Source organism: Pseudomonas sp. V88_4, from assembly GCF_029967985.1.
Lineage (GTDB): Bacteria > Pseudomonadota > Gammaproteobacteria > Pseudomonadales > Pseudomonadaceae > Aquipseudomonas > Aquipseudomonas glycinae.
In genome coordinates this window covers 165473-182133 of record NZ_JASCAF010000046.1, presented here as the reverse complement: position 1 = coordinate 182133, position 16661 = coordinate 165473, and the positions used below count along the sequence as shown (strand labels likewise).

General features: G+C 61.9%; 12 protein-coding genes. 5 read left to right on the top strand and 7 right to left on the bottom strand.

Going from position 1 to position 16661, the window contains the following annotated elements:
• Window positions 1-124: 124 nt before the first annotated feature.
• The 4 genes from QLG12_RS25500 to QLG12_RS25485 all read right to left on the bottom strand — a co-directional run bounded on the left by QLG12_RS25500 (window position 125) and on the right by QLG12_RS25485 (window position 5175).
• Window positions 125-1795: a bifunctional protein-serine/threonine kinase/phosphatase gene (locus tag QLG12_RS25500; RefSeq protein WP_282475429.1), complete on the bottom strand. Its 1671-nt coding sequence runs from the start codon at window positions 1793-1795 to the stop codon at window positions 125-127.
• 7 nt (window positions 1796-1802) lie between these two features.
• Window positions 1803-3014, bottom strand: coding sequence for a nitrate/nitrite transporter (locus QLG12_RS25495; protein ID WP_064378752.1), 1212 nt, complete (start codon window positions 3012-3014; stop codon window positions 1803-1805).
• 358 nt (window positions 3015-3372) lie between these two features.
• Window positions 3373-3948 carry an ANTAR domain-containing protein gene (locus QLG12_RS25490; RefSeq protein ID WP_007916390.1) on the bottom strand — a complete coding sequence of 192 codons (576 nt, stop codon included), beginning with the start codon at window positions 3946-3948 and terminating at the stop codon, window positions 3373-3375.
• Window positions 3949-3963: 15 nt separating this feature from the next.
• Window positions 3964-5175 (bottom strand): CmpA/NrtA family ABC transporter substrate-binding protein, encoded by a 1212-nt coding sequence (locus tag QLG12_RS25485; protein WP_282475428.1) that lies wholly within the window; start codon window positions 5173-5175, stop codon window positions 3964-3966.
• A gap of 222 nt (window positions 5176-5397) precedes the next feature.
• Here QLG12_RS25485 and QLG12_RS25480 point away from each other — a divergent pair, with 222 nt between their 5' ends.
• Window positions 5398-6417: a quinone-dependent dihydroorotate dehydrogenase gene (locus QLG12_RS25480; protein WP_085609036.1), complete on the top strand. Its 1020-nt coding sequence runs from the start codon at window positions 5398-5400 to the stop codon at window positions 6415-6417.
• A gap of 138 nt (window positions 6418-6555) precedes the next feature.
• On the opposite strand, the gene QLG12_RS25475 is transcribed toward QLG12_RS25480, so the two are convergent.
• A complete protein-coding gene (locus tag QLG12_RS25475) occupies window positions 6556-6771 on the bottom strand; it encodes a ribosome modulation factor (protein ID WP_003223300.1) in 216 nt (71 codons plus the stop codon).
• A gap of 530 nt (window positions 6772-7301) precedes the next feature.
• Here QLG12_RS25475 and rlmKL point away from each other — a divergent pair.
• Window positions 7302-9572, top strand: a complete 2271-nt coding sequence (gene rlmKL, locus QLG12_RS25470; RefSeq protein WP_282475427.1) for a bifunctional 23S rRNA (guanine(2069)-N(7))-methyltransferase RlmK/23S rRNA (guanine(2445)-N(2))-methyltransferase RlmL — start codon at window positions 7302-7304, stop codon at window positions 9570-9572.
• Between the two features lie 146 nt (window positions 9573-9718).
• Window positions 9719-12103 carry a diguanylate cyclase gene (locus tag QLG12_RS25465; protein ID WP_282475426.1) on the top strand — a complete coding sequence of 795 codons (2385 nt, stop codon included), beginning with the start codon at window positions 9719-9721 and terminating at the stop codon, window positions 12101-12103.
• A gap of 126 nt (window positions 12104-12229) precedes the next feature.
• Here the strand turns inward: QLG12_RS25465 and dacB are convergent, their stop codons facing one another.
• Window positions 12230-13690 carry a D-alanyl-D-alanine carboxypeptidase/D-alanyl-D-alanine-endopeptidase gene (gene dacB, locus QLG12_RS25460; RefSeq protein WP_039770010.1) on the bottom strand — a complete coding sequence of 487 codons (1461 nt, stop codon included), beginning with the start codon at window positions 13688-13690 and terminating at the stop codon, window positions 12230-12232.
• A gap of 234 nt (window positions 13691-13924) precedes the next feature.
• On the opposite strand from dacB, the gene QLG12_RS25455 reads away from it, so the two are divergent.
• Window positions 13925-14269 carry a YggL family protein gene (locus QLG12_RS25455; RefSeq protein ID WP_282475425.1) on the top strand — a complete coding sequence of 115 codons (345 nt, stop codon included), beginning with the start codon at window positions 13925-13927 and terminating at the stop codon, window positions 14267-14269.
• A gap of 61 nt (window positions 14270-14330) precedes the next feature.
• Here QLG12_RS25455 and QLG12_RS25450 read toward each other — a convergent pair whose 3' ends face one another.
• Window positions 14331-15521: a benzoate/H(+) symporter BenE family transporter gene (locus QLG12_RS25450; protein WP_282475424.1), complete on the bottom strand. Its 1191-nt coding sequence runs from the start codon at window positions 15519-15521 to the stop codon at window positions 14331-14333.
• A 224-nt stretch (window positions 15522-15745) separates the two neighbouring features.
• Between QLG12_RS25450 and QLG12_RS25445 the strand changes: the two genes are divergently transcribed.
• Window positions 15746-16510: a GntR family transcriptional regulator gene (locus QLG12_RS25445; RefSeq protein WP_064378756.1), complete on the top strand. Its 765-nt coding sequence runs from the start codon at window positions 15746-15748 to the stop codon at window positions 16508-16510.
• Window positions 16511-16661: the final 151 nt, after the last annotated feature.

Here is a 16661-nt window from a genome sequence, read left to right as displayed (position 1 = left end):
ATGCAGTGGTTGTGCCAAGTCGCGGCGGGCCGCGAATTCACTGGGGTAAGGCTGGAATTGGCCAGATGCTCGTTGTGGTTTTTGCACTGAATGGAAGCGGCACGCCCGTTAATGGAGCGCCGCGTCAGCCATGAAACAGCAGGAACAGCAGCACCAGATTGCCCAGCAGCGCGAGTAACGCCAGTGTCCGCCAGACCTTCAGCGGCTCACGCTCCAGCAAGGGACGAGGGCGCACATTCAGGCTGCGGCGTTCACCTTGTTCCAGAGCCAGCAGCCATTCTTCAGCAGTTTCATAACGTTGCAATGGGTCGGCCAAGACCCCGCGCTCCAGGCATTGCGCCAGCCATTCCGGCAGATCCGGGCGATAGCGACCGGCACTCACCGGCACCCCGAAACGCGGGCGCTGGAAGGCTTCGATCTCGCCGTAGGGAAAATGCCCGGTAAGCAGGAAATACAAGGTCACGCCTACCGCATACAGATCCTGGTGTGTGCTGGGCGCCGTGCCTTGAAAGGCTTCCGGCGCGATGAAACTCGGGGTTCCGGGCAAGGTCGACGGTGCGTCCTGCGACAGACCGGGACAATACGCCAGACCGAAATCCAGCAGGCGCAACTCGCCGTCGTCCCCCAGGTGCAGGTTTTCCGGTTTGATGTCGCGGTGCAGGATCTGCCGTCGATGCAGCAGGCCGACAGCCCGCAGCAGGCGTTCGGCCAGATCCTGCCACTGAGCCAGTGGCAGTGGGCCGCTTTGTGCGAACAGCTGCGCCAGGGTCGTCCCTGAATATTCACGCATCACGTAGTACAAATGCTGACGCTGAACGGCGCTATGGACTTGGGGGAAGTGCCGCCCGGCGACGCGTTTGAGAAACCACTCCTCTGCCAGCAAGGCCTGACCGGCCTGGGCATCGTCTGTCAGTTGTGCAGGCAACGTCTTCAAAAGCCAGGCTTGGCCCTGACCATCGAGCACGCGATACAGCAGTGATTGCTGGCTCTGACCGACGATCCCTTGCACCTGCCAGCCTTCGAATGCCTGACCCGGTTTCAGCGGCGAGGGCAGCGGCCACTGCTGCAAATGAATCAGCGCATCGCCAAGGCTGGCCTCGCCGACCGCATCCACCCGCACCAATAACGCGCTGGCATTGTCCTGACTGCCGGCCAGGTGCGCAGCGTTGACCAGCGTTTGCGCCGCACTGTGCAGATCCGGTTGATCGCGCAGTATTCCGGCAATGGCGGTATCGCCGAGCGCCGCCCACACGCCATCGCTGAGCAGCACGAAACATTCGTCCTCTTGCAGTTCGCCGTCGAGAAAATCCAGCACCAGATGCTGATCCAGCCCCAGGGCGCGTTTGAGCACGTGCTGCATGCCCGGTTGATCCCAGACGTGATCCTCGCTGATCCGTTGCAAGGTCTCGGCGTGCCAGCGATAGACCCGGCAATCACCGACGTGTGCCAGGGTAAACCGCCGGCCGCGCAGGACCAGCGCGCTGACGGTGGTGAGCAGCGGCTGGCCGCCACCGTTGGCCTGCAACCAGCGGTTTTGCGCGAGCAGCAGACGATCGAGGGCCTGGGCCACGCTCCAGGTTTCCGGAGTGGCGTAATAGTCCAGTGCCAGCGCCTGCAAGGTCGAACGTGCGGCCAGCCCGCCATCGGCGCACTGGCTCACGCCGTCGGCGATGGCGAACAGAAACCCTTTGCTGGCAGCCAGCGCCGAGGCCGGCGTGACCAGGCGCAAGGCGTCCTGGTTTTCCGCGCGGGGGCCGGCGGCGCTGGCTTCGGCGAAGCTCAGTTGCAGAGCCATTCGGGCCTCAGACCCGGGCAGCGGTCACGGCCGCCGAACCCCAAGTGGTTCTCCAGCGACGTTTGACCCCGTGCAGACCGAACCAGGCCAACACGCCAAGGCTGGCGAACAACCACAGCGCCAGTTGATAGCTGCCGGTGCTCTGTTTGATCGCGCCCATGCCTGCCGCCAGGGCAAAACCGCCGATGCCGCCGGCCATGCCGATCAGCCCGGTCATCACGCCGATTTCGCGACGGAAACGTTGCGGTACCAGTTGGAACACCGCGCCATTACCCGCGCCGAGACCGAGCATGGTGCAGACGAAAAGCGCCAGTGCCGCGTAGGAACTTGGCAGGTTGAATCCGACCGCTGCGATACAAACTGCGGCCACCGTGTACATCGCCAAAAGCGTGCGAATCCCACCGAAACGATCAGCCAGCGCGCCGCCCAGTGGACGCATCAGGCTGCCACCGAACACGCAGGCCGCGGTGTAGTAACCGGCGGTCACCGGGCTCAGGCCGTATTGATCGTTGAAGTAGCCGGGCAGGGCGCTGGCCAGGCCGATGAAGCCGCCGAAGGTGACGCTGTAGAAAAACATGAACCACCAGCTGTCGCGATCACCCAAAGCCTTGAAGTAGTCGGCCATGGCTTTGGCTTTTGGTCGCTCCGGCGCGTTTTTCGCCAGCCAGGCGAACAGCACCAGGGTCAGGATCAACGGGATCAGGGCGAACCCGAATACATTGCTCCAGCCAAACGCCGCCGCCAGCACCGGGGCGATCAGTGCCGCGAACACGGTCCCGGAATTGCCGGCCCCGGCGATGCCCATCGCCTTGCCCTGATGCTCCGGCGGATACCACTGCGAGGCCAGGGGCAGGGCCACGGCGAACGAGGCGCCGGCCATACCGAGGAACAAACCGAGCAGCAGGGCCTGTTCGTAACTGTGGATGCCCAGTTTCCAGGCACCGAACAGCGCGCAGATCACGATCACCTGGCCGATCAGCCCGGCAGTTTTCGGCGACAGGCGATCGGCGAGCATGCCCATCGCAAAGCGCAATACCGCTCCGGCCAGAATCGGCGTGGCGACCACAAGACCGCGCTGCTGGGTAGTCAGGTGAAGGTCGCCAGCGATCTGCACTGCGAGCGGGCCGAGCAGGTACCAGACCATGAAGCTCAGGTCGAAATACAGGAAGGCCGCGAACAGGGTCGGGGTGTGGCCGGATTTCCAGAAGCTTTTATTCATCGCGCACCTCAGCGGTAGAGAATCTCGAGAAGAAGTCAGAACCAGCACAGTGGGGCGCCGCCACGGCCGCACCACCGGCCCCGGGCTGTGGGGCCAAAACGCAAAAACGCCGCTACCCGGACCGCCGAAAGGGGCGAAGAGGGTGAGCGACGTCTTTGTCGTAGGTGGGGCAACCGCCGTTGGTTACCTTTGGTGATTGCTTAGCGAGATTTGTGCCAATAGTCTGAAATCGCGTTGCGGCCAATCGCGGGCAAGCCCGCTCCCACAGGTTCTGCATTAATCACAGACACTGTGTACGACAAGGAAACCTGTGGGAGCTGGCTTGCCAGCGATGGGCCTTTAGAGGCTCCACGAAACTTCAGCCGAGCAACTCGCTCATCGCGATGATCTGTTCGGCCACCTGAATCAGTTTCTGCTGGCGGCTCATGGCCTGGCGGCGCATCAGGGTGTAGGCCTCTTCTTCGTTGCAGTCCTTCATTTTCATCAGCAGACCTTTGGCCAGTTCGATGCGCTTGCGCTCGGCCAGTTGCTGGTCGCGGGCCTGAAGCTGGGCGCGCAAGGCCTGGTCGCTTTCGAAGCGGGCCATGGCCACATCGAGAATCGGCTGCAAGCGTTGTGCGTGAATGCCCTCGACGATGTAGGCACTGACCCCGGACTTGATCGCCTGACGCATCACGCCGGGGTCATGTTCGTCGGTGAACATCACGATCGGCCGGGGCTGGTCGCGGCTGACCAGCACCACTTGCTCCATCACATCGCGGCTCGGTGACTCGGTATCGATCAGGATCACGTCCGGACGCACCGTTTCGACGCGCGCCGGCAGATCGATGGTCAGGCCCGACTCATCGATCACCTCGAAACCGGCCTCGGTCAGCGCGGCTTTCAGGCGTCCGACTTTTTTCGCGGTGTCGTTGATCAGCAGAATGCGCAACATGTTCGCGGTCTCCTGTCAGCGTTGGGCGAGAAGGGGCGCGCTGTCGCTCAGCGCGTGGAGCTTGAAACTCCGGGCGTAGGCGGCCGGATCGCTGCCGTCCCAGATCTTGCCGTCGATCAACTGGCTGCTGCGCATGTCCTTGCCCCAGGCCGCGACGCCCACAGCTGTCGCCGCGTCGCGATAGATCTCCAGTTGTTGCACCTGCCGGGCGACGGCGAGGTAATCCGGGTCATCGCGCAGCAAACCCCAACGGCGGAACTGGGTCATGAACCACATGCCATCCGAGAGGTACGGCAGATTCACCGCGCCATCGCCGTGAAAGCGCAAGGCGTGCGGGTCCTGCCAGCGATTGCCCAGGCCATCGTCGTAGTCGCCGAGAAAGCGTGGTTCGATGCAGGACACCGGAGCGTCGAGGTATTCCGGGGCGCTCAGCAACTGCGCAGTGCTGCGGCGGTTTTCCGGGCTTTCTTCAATGAATCGGCTGGCTTCGAGGATCGCCATCACTAAGGCACGGGCGGTATTGGGGTATTGCTCGACGAAGGCGCGGGTGCAGCCGAGGACTTTTTCCGGGTGATCGGGCCAGATGGTCTGGCTGGTCGCCAAGGTGAAACCGAGATCCTGCTGCACGGCGCTGGCCGCCCACGGCTCGCCGACGCACAGGCCATCAATACGTCCGGCCTTCAAGTGCGCGACCATTTGCGGTGGCGGCACTACCACGCTGTCGACATCCTGCAACGGATGAATGCCCTGGCTCGCCAGCCAGTAATACAGCCACATGGCATGGGTGCCGGTCGGGAAAGTCTGGGCGAAGGTCAGTTTTGCGCGGGTTTGGTGCACATGGTGGTGCAGCGCTTCAGGACCGGTCACGCCCAGGCCCTGCAAACCGTGGGACAGGTTGAGGCTCTGGCCGTTCTGGTTCAGACCCATCAGCACCGCCATGTCGGTCGGCGCGACGCCACCGATGCCCAGGTGCACCGCGTAGATCAGGCCGTAAAGGCTGTGGGCGGCATCGAGTTCGCCGCTGACCAGATTGTCCCGCAGGTTGGCCCAGGAACTCTGGCGCTTGAGGTTCAGGGTCAGGCCGTAAGGCTGAGCAAAGCCTTGAGTGGCCGCGACCACCAGCGAGGCGCAGTCGCTCAGGGCCATGAAACCCAGGTTGATCGCGCTTTTTTCCGGGGCATCGCTGCCGTTGACCCAGGCCAGCGGCCCGGCGGAGGTTTGAGTCATGAAAGCCACCCTCAAAAAAAACGTCGTCCCAGGCTTTGCCCGCGCAAAACCGAGAGACGACGCCATTGTCCTTGCCTGCACGCCACCATTGGCCTGCAGGCTGATGCCGAGGAAGGTGCAAGGCATATGCCATGCGCACCGATTTACCCGTGCGCCTCGCGCGGCGGGGCGATGCCCGGCTATAATCGCCGCCTCTTTTCGCCGCCCGAGTCATAGCCGCCCATGTACACCCTGGCCCGTCAGCTGTTGTTCAAACTTTCCCCGGAAACCTCCCACGATCTGTCGCTGGATCTGATCGGCGCGGGCGGGCGTTTGGGCCTCAACGGCTTGCTGTGCAAGGCTCCGGCGTCGCTGCCGGTGACCGTCATGGGCCTGGAGTTCCCGAACCCTGTGGGTCTGGCGGCCGGTCTGGACAAGAACGGCGCGGCCATCGACGGCTTCGCCCAGCTGGGTTTCGGTTTTGTCGAAATCGGCACCGTGACCCCGCGTCCGCAGCCGGGCAACCCGAAACCACGGATTTTCCGCCTGCCGGAAGCCGAGGCGATCATCAATCGCATGGGTTTCAACAACCTCGGTGTGGATAACCTGCTGGCGCGGGTGGCGGCGGCCAAATACAAAGGCGTGCTTGGCATCAACATCGGCAAGAACTTCGACACCCCGGTCGAGCGCGCGGTGGATGACTACCTGATCTGCCTGGACAAGGTCTACGCCCACGCCAGCTACGTCACGGTCAACGTCAGTTCGCCGAACACCCCGGGCCTGCGCAGCCTGCAATTCGGTGATTCGCTCAAGCAATTGCTGGCGGATCTGGCCACACGCCGCGCCGAACTGGCCCTGCGCCACGGCAAGCATGTACCGCTGGCGATCAAGATCGCGCCGGACATGACCGACGAAGAAACCGCGCAAGTCGCCCAGGCGCTGATCGAAACCGGGATGGACGCGGTGATCGCCACCAACACCACCCTCAGCCGCGTGGGCGTCGAAGGTATGGAACACGGTGACGAGGCGGGCGGTCTGTCCGGTGCGCCGGTGCGTGAAAAGAGTACCCATACCGTGAAAGTGCTGGCATCCGAGCTGGGCGGCAAGCTGCCGATCATCGCGGCGGGCGGTATCACCGAAGGCAAGCATGCGGCCGAGAAAATCGCGGCCGGCGCGAGCCTGGTGCAGATCTACTCCGGCTTCATCTACAAGGGCCCGGCGCTGATCCGCGAGTCCGTGGACGCGATCGCCGCCAAGCGCTGATTTGCGGACTTGAAAGACAGGCATAAAAAAGGGCTCCTCGAAGGAGCCCCTGGGCCGTAGCCCGCCGTCCGGGAAGGACGTGCATGGTGATCAGGTTGTTACGAAATCAGATTGTCGTGTCGCAATAAGTGCCCTGTGTCAGCCGACGGCGTGAAGTTCGTTGAGTCTGTGGATTCCCGCAGTGCCGGTCATACCGTCCCAGTTGTCGCCGCGTCCTTCTCGCCAGCCGTTGATCCAGGCTTGACGTACCGACGGTAGAGTAAATGGGCAAAGCTCACGGGATTTGCCACCAACGCCATATTGATATCCGCGCAAAAATGCTCTTTCCAACGGATCACGCTTAAGTCTTCTCATAGGGTGTTTCCCTCACTTGTTGACTGTTTTTGTCGCGTCGACCTCAACTGAGGTCTGGCAGAAAAACTCTGCCGTTGGCGGCTCGCTGCCGGCGTGGCGAGCCAAGGTGTTGACGCCGTTGCGACGTCAACCTGTGTCCAGTTCTAACCAATGAGTCACATCGATGGAATGACCGTTTTGTCATAAGGACGTAACGAAAAAGATGCTATGGCCATAAGTAACCGCGTATTTATCCAGCGTCTGTTGGCCAAACCCCGGTATGATCGGCCCCGCGCTGGATGATGAGGTTAATCCTTTAGTGAGAATGACCCACGTTTACACTGGGGTACTATTCGACGAAGGGTTGCTTTGAGTCATTTTGTTGCTTCAACTTTTTTCTCTGTCCCGGCATCTAAGCTCTTTTAACCCGAGCAGCGGGGATGGAACGGCACACCTTCGTGCCACGCGGGCGCTCTTGTAGAAAAGCGCCTGATTGAAAACCGGATCGGCAATGCGTTGCCGGTTCATCAGCCAAAGGCTCTGGAAAAACCATGTCCGACCGTTTCGAACTCTTCCTCACTTGCCCCAAAGGCCTTGAAGGCCTGCTCATCGAGGAAGCCGTCGGGCTTGGCCTTGAAGAGGCCCGCGAACACACCTCCGCCGTGCGGGGCATGGCGACCATGGAAACCGCTTATCGCCTGTGCCTCTGGTCGCGTCTGGCCAACCGGGTGCTGCTGGTGCTCAAGCGCTTCCCGATGAAAAACGCCGAAGACCTGTACCACGGCGTACTCGACGTCGACTGGCAGGATCACATGCTGGCCGATGGCACCCTGGCCGTGGAGTTCAGCGGTCATGGTTCGGGCATCGACAACACTCACTTCGGCGCCCTGAAGGTCAAGGATGCCATCGTCGACAAACTGCGCACCCCGCAGGGCGACCGCCCGAGCATCGACAAACTCAACCCGGACCTGCGCATTCACCTGCGTCTGGATCGCGGCGAAGCGATTCTGTCCCTCGACCTCTCCGGCCACAGCCTGCACCAGCGCGGTTACCGCTTGCAGCAGGGCGCTGCGCCGCTGAAGGAAAACCTCGCGGCCGCCATCCTGATCCGTTCCGGCTGGCCGCGCATTGCCGCCGAAGGTGGCGCGCTGGCTGACCCGATGTGCGGTGTCGGTACGTTCCTGGTCGAAGCCGGCATGATCGCCGCCGACATGGCGCCGAACCTGCGTCGCGAACAGTGGGGCTTTACCGCCTGGCTCGGTCACGTGCCGGCGTTGTGGAAAAAACTCCATGAAGAAGCCGTCGAGCGTGCTGCTGCCGGTCTGGCCAAGCCGCCGCTGTGGATTCGCGGTTATGAAGCCGACCCACGCCTGATCCAGCCGGGCCGCAACAACGTCGAACGCGCCGGCCTGAGCGAGTGGATCAAGATCTATCAGGGCGAAGTGGCGACGTTCGAACCGCGTCCGGATCAGAACCAGAAAGGTCTGGTCATCTGCAACCCGCCGTACGGCGAGCGTCTGGGCGATGAAGCCAGCCTGTTGTACCTCTACCAGAACCTCGGCGAGCGTCTGCGTCAGGCCTGTTTGAACTGGGAAGCGGCGGTGTTCACCGGCGCGCCAGACCTGGGCAAGCGCATGGGCATCCGCAGCCACAAGCAGTATTCGTTCTGGAACGGCGCGTTGCCGTGCAAGCTGCTGTTGATCAAAGTCCTGCCGGATCAGTTCGTCACCGGCGAGCGCCGCACCCCCGAGCAACGTCAGGCCGAGCGCGAGCAAGCCGCTTACGACCAGACGCCGAACGAGCCGCAGGAGCGCAAGTTCAACAAGAACGGCAACCCGATCAAACCGACGCCGGCCCCGGCGCCAGTGATCGAGCAACCGCGCCTGAGCGAAGGCGGGCAGATGTTTGCCAACCGCCTGCAAAAGAACCTCAAGGCCATGAGCAAGTGGGTCAAGCGTGAAGGCATCGATTGCTACCGCGTCTACGATGCGGACATGCCGGAATACGCCATGGCCATCGACCTGTACCACGACTGGGTGCACGTTCAGGAATACGCCGCGCCGAAGTCGATCGACCCGGAAAAGGCTTCGATCCGCATGTTCGATGCGCTGGCGGCCATTCCGCAGGCGCTGAACATCGACAAGAGCCGCGTGGTGGTCAAGCGCCGCGAGCGTCAGAGCGGCACCAAGCAGTACGAGCGTCAGGCGGCACAGGGCAAGTTCAATGAAGTGACCGAGGGCGGCGTGAAGTTGCTGGTCAACCTCACCGACTACCTCGACACCGGGCTGTTCCTCGATCACCGGCCGATGCGCATGCGGATCCAGAAAGAGGCCGCCGGCAAGCGCTTCCTCAACCTGTTCTGCTACACCGCGACCGCCAGCGTCCACGCAGCCAAGGGCGGCGCGCGCAGCACCACCAGTGTCGACCTGTCGAAAACCTACCTCGACTGGGCGCGCCGCAACCTGTCGCTCAACGGTTTCTCCGACAAGAACCGCCTGGAGCAGGGCGACGTGATGGCGTGGCTGGAAAACTGCCGCGAAGAGTACGACCTGATCTTCATCGATCCGCCGACCTTCTCCAACTCCAAGCGCATGGAAGGGATCTTCGACGTGCAGCGTGATCAGGTGCAGTTGATCGACCTGGCCATGGCCCGTCTTGCGGCGGGCGGGGTGTTGTACTTCTCCAACAACTTCCGCAAGTTCCAGCTCGAAGACAACCTGGCCGAGCGCTACGCGGTCGAGGAAATCACCGCCAGCACCATCGACCCGGATTTCGCCCGTAACGGCAAGATCCACCGCGCCTGGAAAATCACGGCTCGTTGACGCTTTGCAAAATTGGATCCACAGAGCCTTGATTTTTAAAGGCTCTTGGATCCGCTCAGAGCTAGCCAAATTAGTGGCTAATAGCTATAACTCACACACGGCCGATGGGGTTTTTCCCGCAGATGCTGACGTAGTGAGTGGCTTTTATGTCGTTGCACCCCGTGCGCCCGAAGATATTGGGTTTTATCAGCGAAGACGTCTCGGCCTGGCTGGTCGCGGTGCTGGTATTGCTCGCCGGCGGGATTCTTACGGGGCTGCTCGCCTGGGGCACTCTGAACCAGTTTCACAGCCAGTTGCGCCAACGCTTTCAGCTGCTGGCCAACGAACGCTATAGCCGCATCGAAGAACGTTTTCAGGATCAGGAGCAACGCCTCGATGGGCTGCGCCGGTTCTTCGCCAACTCCGAATCGGTGTCCCGTGCCGAATTCGACGGTTACACCCATCCTCTATTGCTGCGCACCCAGGCTTATTCGTTTGCCTTGCGGGTGAGCGGTGCCGAACGTGCCGCTTTCGAGCAGCGCGTGCGAGATGAGGGCCTGAGCACCTTCAGCGTGCGCGAACTCAATGCGCGCGGCGAACTGCAACTGGCCTCGGCCCGCGATGAGTACGTCGTCGTGGTGTACAGCCAGACCCAGAGCCGGCTCGGTTCTCCGCTGGGTTACGACTTGCTGGCTCAGCCGTTGCGCCGCTCGACCCTGGAGCGTGCCGACCAGCTTCGTGGCCTGGCAGTCTCGCAGCCGATGCATCTGGTCGGTATCGAGCCGGCATACGCACGCGGCGTATTGCTGGTGGCACCGGTGTTGCGCGAAGGCGAGCTCAGATCATACGGCTACGTGATGGCTGTCATCAGCATGCGTCAGCTGCTGGCAGACGGCTTGCCGGATGCATTTCATGACTATCTGTCGGTGCGCATCCTCGATCTGTCCACCACCGATCAGCATGAAGTGCTGTTCGAATCGACCAATGAACCGGCGCAGAGTGATCTGTCGGCGACCCGGCTGGTGCGCATGGCCGATCACGACTATCAGGTGGATATCCTGCCCAGCGAGGCGTTCATGCAGGCCAACCATTCGTCGGTTGGCAGCGTGGTGGTGCTGGGCGGATTGCTCAGTCTGCTGCTGAGCGCGCTGCTTTATGTGCTGGTCAGCCAGCGTCAGCGCGCGTTGCGCATGGTCGAGTTGCGCACTCAGGAGCTGCATGAGCGCGAGCAGGAACTGCGTGGCACCCACGGCCAGTTGCGCGGTGTGCTCAACGCGGCAACACAGGTGGCAATCATCGCCACCGACCTGCGCGGAGTGATCAACACTTTCAACCCCGGTGCCGAGCAGATGCTCGGTTATCACAGCAACGAAGTGGTCGGCCACATGACCCTGGAAAACCTGCACTTCCCCCGGGAGCTGGTGGCCCGCGCGGCGGAACTCAGCGCCCGTTATGGCAAGGCGATTCCAACCTGTCAGGCGATGCTGGTGGAGGGCGGCGAAGTCGGCGGGCACGAGGCGCGGGAATGGACACTGGTACGCAAGGATGGCAGCCACCTGCCGGTGAACATGTTGGCCACCCCGGTGCTGGACGAGCAGGGCCTGTGGGTCGGGCATCTGGCGATCTGTATCGACATCACCGAACGCAAGCGCGTGCACGAAGCGCTGGCTGCACGGGACGTCCTGTTGAAGAAGCTCAGCGCCCACGTTCCCGGCGGGATCTATCAATTCAAGATGGAGTTCGACGGACGCTTCAGCGTGATTTACGCCAGCGACGGTATCCGCGAGATCTATGAGCTGGAGCCGGACGTGCTGCTGCTCAACGCCGAAGCGATCTTCACCCGTATCCACCCGCAGGACGTCAGCCGCGTGCGCAAGTCGATCCGTGCTTCGGCGGACAATCTCAGCCCATGGCGTGAGGAGTACCGCGTGCAGTTGCCCGAGCGTGGCCTGCGCTGGGTTCGCGGCGAGGCGACGCCGGAGGAACTGCCGGGCGGCGGGGTGCTGTGGCATGGCTATATTTCGGATATTTCCGACCTGAAACGGGTGGAAGAAGAGCTGCGCGCGCTGTCGGTGACCGATTCCCTGACCGGCATTCACAACCGGCGCTATTTCCAGGAGCGCCTGACCACCGAAATGGCCCGGGTCGAGCGCGGCGGAGGCGAGTTGTCGGTGATCATGCTCGACATCGACCACTTCAAGCGGATCAACGATCAGTACGGTCACGCGGTAGGTGACCGCGTGTTGCAGGCGGTTTGCGAGCGCATCGGTCACCGGCTGCGGCGTACTGACGTGTTCTGCCGCTTGGGTGGCGAAGAGTTCATGGTGTTGTGCCCGGACATCGACGGCGATCACGCGCACATGCTGGCCGAAGAGTTATGGCACAGCCTGCGCAGTGCACCGATCGACGTGGTGGGGGTGGTGACGGCCAGTTTCGGGATTGCCAGCTGGCGACCGGGTGAGGGCGCGGATGCGCTGTTGCTGCGGGCGGATTCCGGGGTGTACGCGGCGAAGCAGGGCGGCCGGGATCGGGTCGAGCGACAGATTAACTGAGTCGGTCAGCCGCTGAACCCCTGTGGGAGCGGGCTTGCTCGCGAAGGCGTCCATTCAGTCGATGAAGATGGCGACTTTGATGGCCCCTTCGCGAGCAAGCTCGCTCCCACAGTGTTTTGTGGCGGCTTACAGAACCGAAGCAGTCTGCGGCGTCCGCGGCTGTTTATAGAGATCCAGCAGTACCTGATCCAGCACCGACGACGCGCCGAACGGGGCCTTGTCGTTGAGGATCGCCACCACCGCCCAGGTGTTGCCGTTGACGTCGCGGCTGAAGCCGGCGATTGCCCGTACGGTGTTCAGCGTGCCGGTCTTGACGTGGGCTTCGCCGCGCATCGCAGTGGTTTTCAGGCGTTTGCGCATGGTGCCGTCGGTGCCCGCGATCGGCAGTGAACTGATGTATTCGGCGGCGTAGGGGCTGTGCCAGGCCGCTTGCAGCATGTTGGCCATTTCCCGGGCGCTGACCCGCTCGGAACGCGACAGACCGGAACCGTTCTCCATCACCAGATGCGGCGCGGTGATGCCTTTCTTCGCCAGCCACTGACGCACCACGCGTTGCGCGGCCTTGGCGTCATCGCCGTCGGCGTCGTTGCGGAATTTCTGGCCCAGGCTCAGGAACAGCTGCTGAGCCATGGTGTTGTTACTGTATTTATTGATGTCGCGGATGATTTCCGCCAGATCCGGCGAGAACGCACGGGCCAGCACTTTCGCGCTGCTCGGCGTCGGGGCCAGACGATCCTTGCCCTGGATGCTGCCGCCCAATTCTTTCCAGATCGCCCGCACGGCGCCGGCGGTGTAGGTCGCGTGGTCGAGCAGCGACAGGTAAGTCTGCGAGCTGCAGCCTTCGCCCAACTGGCCGGCCACGGTCACGGTCACGCTGCCATCGGCCTGCGGCACCGGGTTGTAGCGCACGCCGCCGGTGCATTGTTTGGAGTTGAGCGCTTTGACAGTGTTTTCGATGTTGATGCTGGCAATCGGCGGTTCGACCGAGATCAACACCCGGCCATTGTCGTTGCGGGCCACGAAACGCAGGGCCTTGAGGTTGACCAGCAGCGAATCCGGCTTGACCAGGAACGGCTTGTTCTCGTCGTTGCCGTCATCGTTGAATTCCGGCAGTTGCGGCTGCACGAAGAAGCTGCGGTCGAGCACCAGATCACCGGTGACCTGGGTCACGCCGTTGGCACGCAGGTCGCGCATCAGCAGCCAGAGCTTTTCCATGTTCAGCTTCGGATCGCCGCCGCCCTTGAGGTAGAGGTTGCCGTTGAGGATCCCGCCGTTCAGGTCGCCGTCGGTGTAGAACTCGGTTTTCCACTGATGATTGGGGCCGAGCATTTCCAGCGCTGCGTAGGTGGTGACCAGCTTCATGGTCGAGGCCGGGTTGACCGACACGTCGGCGTTGTACACGGTCGGCGTGCCCGGGCCGTCCAGCGGCACCATCACCAGTGACAGGGCAGTGGGTTGCAGCTTGCTGGCCTTGAGGGCTTTTTCGACGTTGGGGGTCAGGGCGGTGTTGATGGTGGCAGCGGAGACGGGCAAGGCCAGCGGCAGAAGGAGACCGGCCAGGAGCAGAGGACGCAACGATTTGATCATATGAAATAAAACCCTACAGCCGAGGGGAAAAAAGACGAGGACATGGATGAAAAGGCCCTCAGTGGTCATGAAAGTGTCGGCATTATGCCCCAAGGTGCAACAGCTTGGGCCTTTCGCAAGGGCGCCAATTCGTTATTTTTTTACAGGCGGTCGCACGCACGTCCCGGATAGGCGGGCAATCGCCGGCTTAAACTGGTAAAGTGCCGGCCGTAATTACTTAAGAGGATTGTTCCAATGGCGACTAACCGTTCCCAGCGTCTGCGCAAAAAACTGTGCGTCGATGAATTTCAAGAGCTGGGTTTCGAACTGAACCTGGGCTTCAAAGAAGACCTGTCCGAAGAAGCCATTGACGCTTTCCTCGAAGCATTCATCAAAGAAGCCATGGAAGCCAACGGTCTGGGCTATGTCGGCGGCGAAGACTTCGGTCTGGTTTGCCTGCAGAAGCGTGGCTCGGTCACCGAAGAGCAGCGCGCTGCTGTTGAAGCCTGGCTGAAAACCCGCTCCGAGCTGACTTCTACTGAAATCAGCCCGCTGCTGGACGTCTGGTATCCGGAAAAGCCGATCAACGCGGCCAAGTGATACTGAAAAAAACGGCGACCTGAGGGTCGCCGTTTTTTTATGCCTGTTTTTTAACGAGGCTTCAGGCCTTGCGCCAGTTGAGGATCAGCAAGGTCAGCACCCCCGCGACAATCCCCCAGAACGCCGAACCGATGGAAAACAGCGTCAGCCCCGACGCCGTGACCATGAAGGTGATCAGCGCCGCTTCCCGTTCCTTGACTTCGGTCATGGCGATGCTCAAGCCATTGATGATCGAGCCGAACAGGGCCAAGGCAGCAATCGACAGCACCAGTTCCTTGGGCAGCGCGGCAAACAGCGCCGCCAGCGTGGCGCCGAACACCCCGGCAATCCCGTAGAAAATCCCGCACCACACCGCAGCGGTGTAGCGTTTGTTGCGATCCTCATGGGCATGGGGCCCGGTGCAGATCGCCGCGCTGATGGCGGCCAGGTTGATGCCGTGGGAACCGAACGGCGCCAGCAGCAAGGACGCGATGCCGGTGGCAGTGATCAGCGGCGAGGCCGGCACGTTGTAGCCATCGGCGCGCAACACGGCGATGCCGGGCATGTTTTGCGAGGTCATCGCTACCACGAACAGCGGAATGCCGATGCTGATGGTCGCAGCCAGGGAGAAGTGCGGCGTGGTCCAGACCGGGGTTGCCACTTCCAGATGAAAGCCGCTGAAATCCAGCAACCCCATGAAGCCCGACAACGCAGTGCCGATCAGCAGCGCGGCGAGCACCGCATAGCGTGGCGACAGGCGTTTGACGATGAGATAAGTGAAGAACATCCCCAACACCAGGCCGGTACGGTGTTGTGCGGCGACAAAGATTTCGCTGCCGATCTTGAACAGAATCCCCGCCAGCAACGCGGCGGCGAGGGAGGCCGGGATCTTTTTCACCAGCCGTTCGAAGCTGCCGGTCAAGCCGCAGATCGTGACCAGCACCGCGCAGGTGATGTAGGCGCCGATGGCTTCGCCGTAGGAGACACCGCCAAGGCTGGTGATCAACAGCGCCGCGCCGGGCGTCGACCAGGCAATGGTGATCGGCGTGCGATAACGCAGCGACAGCCCGATCGAACACACCGCCATGCCGATGGAAATCGCCCAGATCCACGACGAAATCTGCCCGGTGGTCAGGCCGGCCGCCTGCCCGGCCTGGAACATCAGCACCAGCGAACTGGTGTAGCCGGTCATCATCGCGATGAACCCGGCAACGATGGCGGAGGGCGATGTGTCCGCCAGCGGGCGCAGTCGGGTGTGGGTGATTTCGTTCATGACAGCGGTGTTCCTTGTTCAAGCCACGGATTTCGGGTTTAAGCCTAAACTCAAACGTAACGGAGCGTTGCAATACAGCCGTAGCCACAAACAGCCGTACAGTCGTGTTGCCACCTTCCATTGTGTACAATCGCGCTGTTTTTTACGCGATACTTGCCAGCGACCCACTGTGCCGTATTACAGTCACGGTCAATTCGCCGCCGTTCTTCCCGACTCGAGTGCCCATGAACGAACAGTTGCAACCCCTCAAGAAACAACCGCGAGCAGGCAAAGCCGGCCGCAGCGGAACCCAGGACGATATTGTCTATGCGCATATCTTCGAGGCCATCCTCGAACAACGCCTGGCGCCCGGCACCAAGTTGAGCGAAGAAGCGCTGGGGGAAATTTTCGGGGTCAGCCGGACCATCATTCGCCGTGCGCTATCGCGTCTGGCCCATGAAGGCGTGGTGCTGTTGCGGCCGAACCGTGGCGCGGTAGTGGCCAGCCCGAGCGTCGAAGAAGCGCGTCAGGTGTTCCTCGCCCGGCGTCTGGTGGAACGCGCGATCACTGAACTGGCGGTGCAGCACGCCACCGCCGAGCAGATCGCCGAATTGCGCCAGATGGTCAACGACGAACGCGACAGCTTCTCCCGTGGCGATCGCGGCGCCGGCATCCGTCTCTCCGGCGAATTTCACTTGAAACTGGCCGAAGCGGCGAAGAACGCGCCGTTGATCAGTTTCCAACGCAGCCTGGTTTCGCAGACCTCGCTGATCATTGCCCAATATGAAAGCGGCAACCGTTCGCACTGTTCCTACGACGAGCACACTCAGTTGATCGATGCCATCGAAGCGCGCAACGGCGAGCTGGCGGTGGATCTGATGATGCATCACATGGACCACATCGACAGCAAGCTCAACCTTGACGAGGAAAGTGCTTCGGACGATCTGCATGCAGTGTTCTCGCATCTGTTGCAGACCAAGAAGCCGGGGCGGCCGGCGGCCAAGCTCTAAGTCAGATCGAGTTGGCCCCAATCGCTGGCAAGCCAGCTCCCACAGTTTTCTCGGTGTGTCGCAGATTTTGTAATCTCCACAAAACTTTGTGGGAGCTGGCTTCCCAGCGATAGCAACCAGACAGGCAATAAAAATCCCCCGGGGTGAACAC

What these genes read in the sequence shown, in the direction of transcription:
- QLG12_RS25500 (WP_282475429.1), bottom strand. Translation starts at nt 1,795, where the DNA reads ATGGCTCTGCAACTGAGCTTCGCCGAAGCCAGCGCCGCCGGCCCCCGC.
- QLG12_RS25495 (WP_064378752.1), bottom strand. Translation starts at nt 3,014, where the DNA reads ATGAATAAAAGCTTCTGGAAATCCGGCCACACCCCGACCCTGTTCGCG.
- QLG12_RS25490 (WP_007916390.1), bottom strand. Translation starts at nt 3,948, where the DNA reads ATGTTGCGCATTCTGCTGATCAACGACACCGCGAAAAAAGTCGGACGC.
- QLG12_RS25485 (WP_282475428.1), bottom strand. Translation starts at nt 5,175, where the DNA reads ATGACTCAAACCTCCGCCGGGCCGCTGGCCTGGGTCAACGGCAGCGAT.
- QLG12_RS25480 (WP_085609036.1), top strand. Translation starts at nt 5,398, where the DNA reads ATGTACACCCTGGCCCGTCAGCTGTTGTTCAAACTTTCCCCGGAAACC.
- QLG12_RS25475 (WP_003223300.1), bottom strand. Translation starts at nt 6,771, where the DNA reads ATGAGAAGACTTAAGCGTGATCCGTTGGAAAGAGCATTTTTGCGCGGA.
- rlmKL (WP_282475427.1), top strand. Translation starts at nt 7,302, where the DNA reads ATGTCCGACCGTTTCGAACTCTTCCTCACTTGCCCCAAAGGCCTTGAA.
- QLG12_RS25465 (WP_282475426.1), top strand. Translation starts at nt 9,719, where the DNA reads ATGTCGTTGCACCCCGTGCGCCCGAAGATATTGGGTTTTATCAGCGAA.
- dacB (WP_039770010.1), bottom strand. Translation starts at nt 13,690, where the DNA reads ATGATCAAATCGTTGCGTCCTCTGCTCCTGGCCGGTCTCCTTCTGCCG.
- QLG12_RS25455 (WP_282475425.1), top strand. Translation starts at nt 13,925, where the DNA reads ATGGCGACTAACCGTTCCCAGCGTCTGCGCAAAAAACTGTGCGTCGAT.
- QLG12_RS25450 (WP_282475424.1), bottom strand. Translation starts at nt 15,521, where the DNA reads ATGAACGAAATCACCCACACCCGACTGCGCCCGCTGGCGGACACATCG.
- QLG12_RS25445 (WP_064378756.1), top strand. Translation starts at nt 15,746, where the DNA reads ATGAACGAACAGTTGCAACCCCTCAAGAAACAACCGCGAGCAGGCAAA.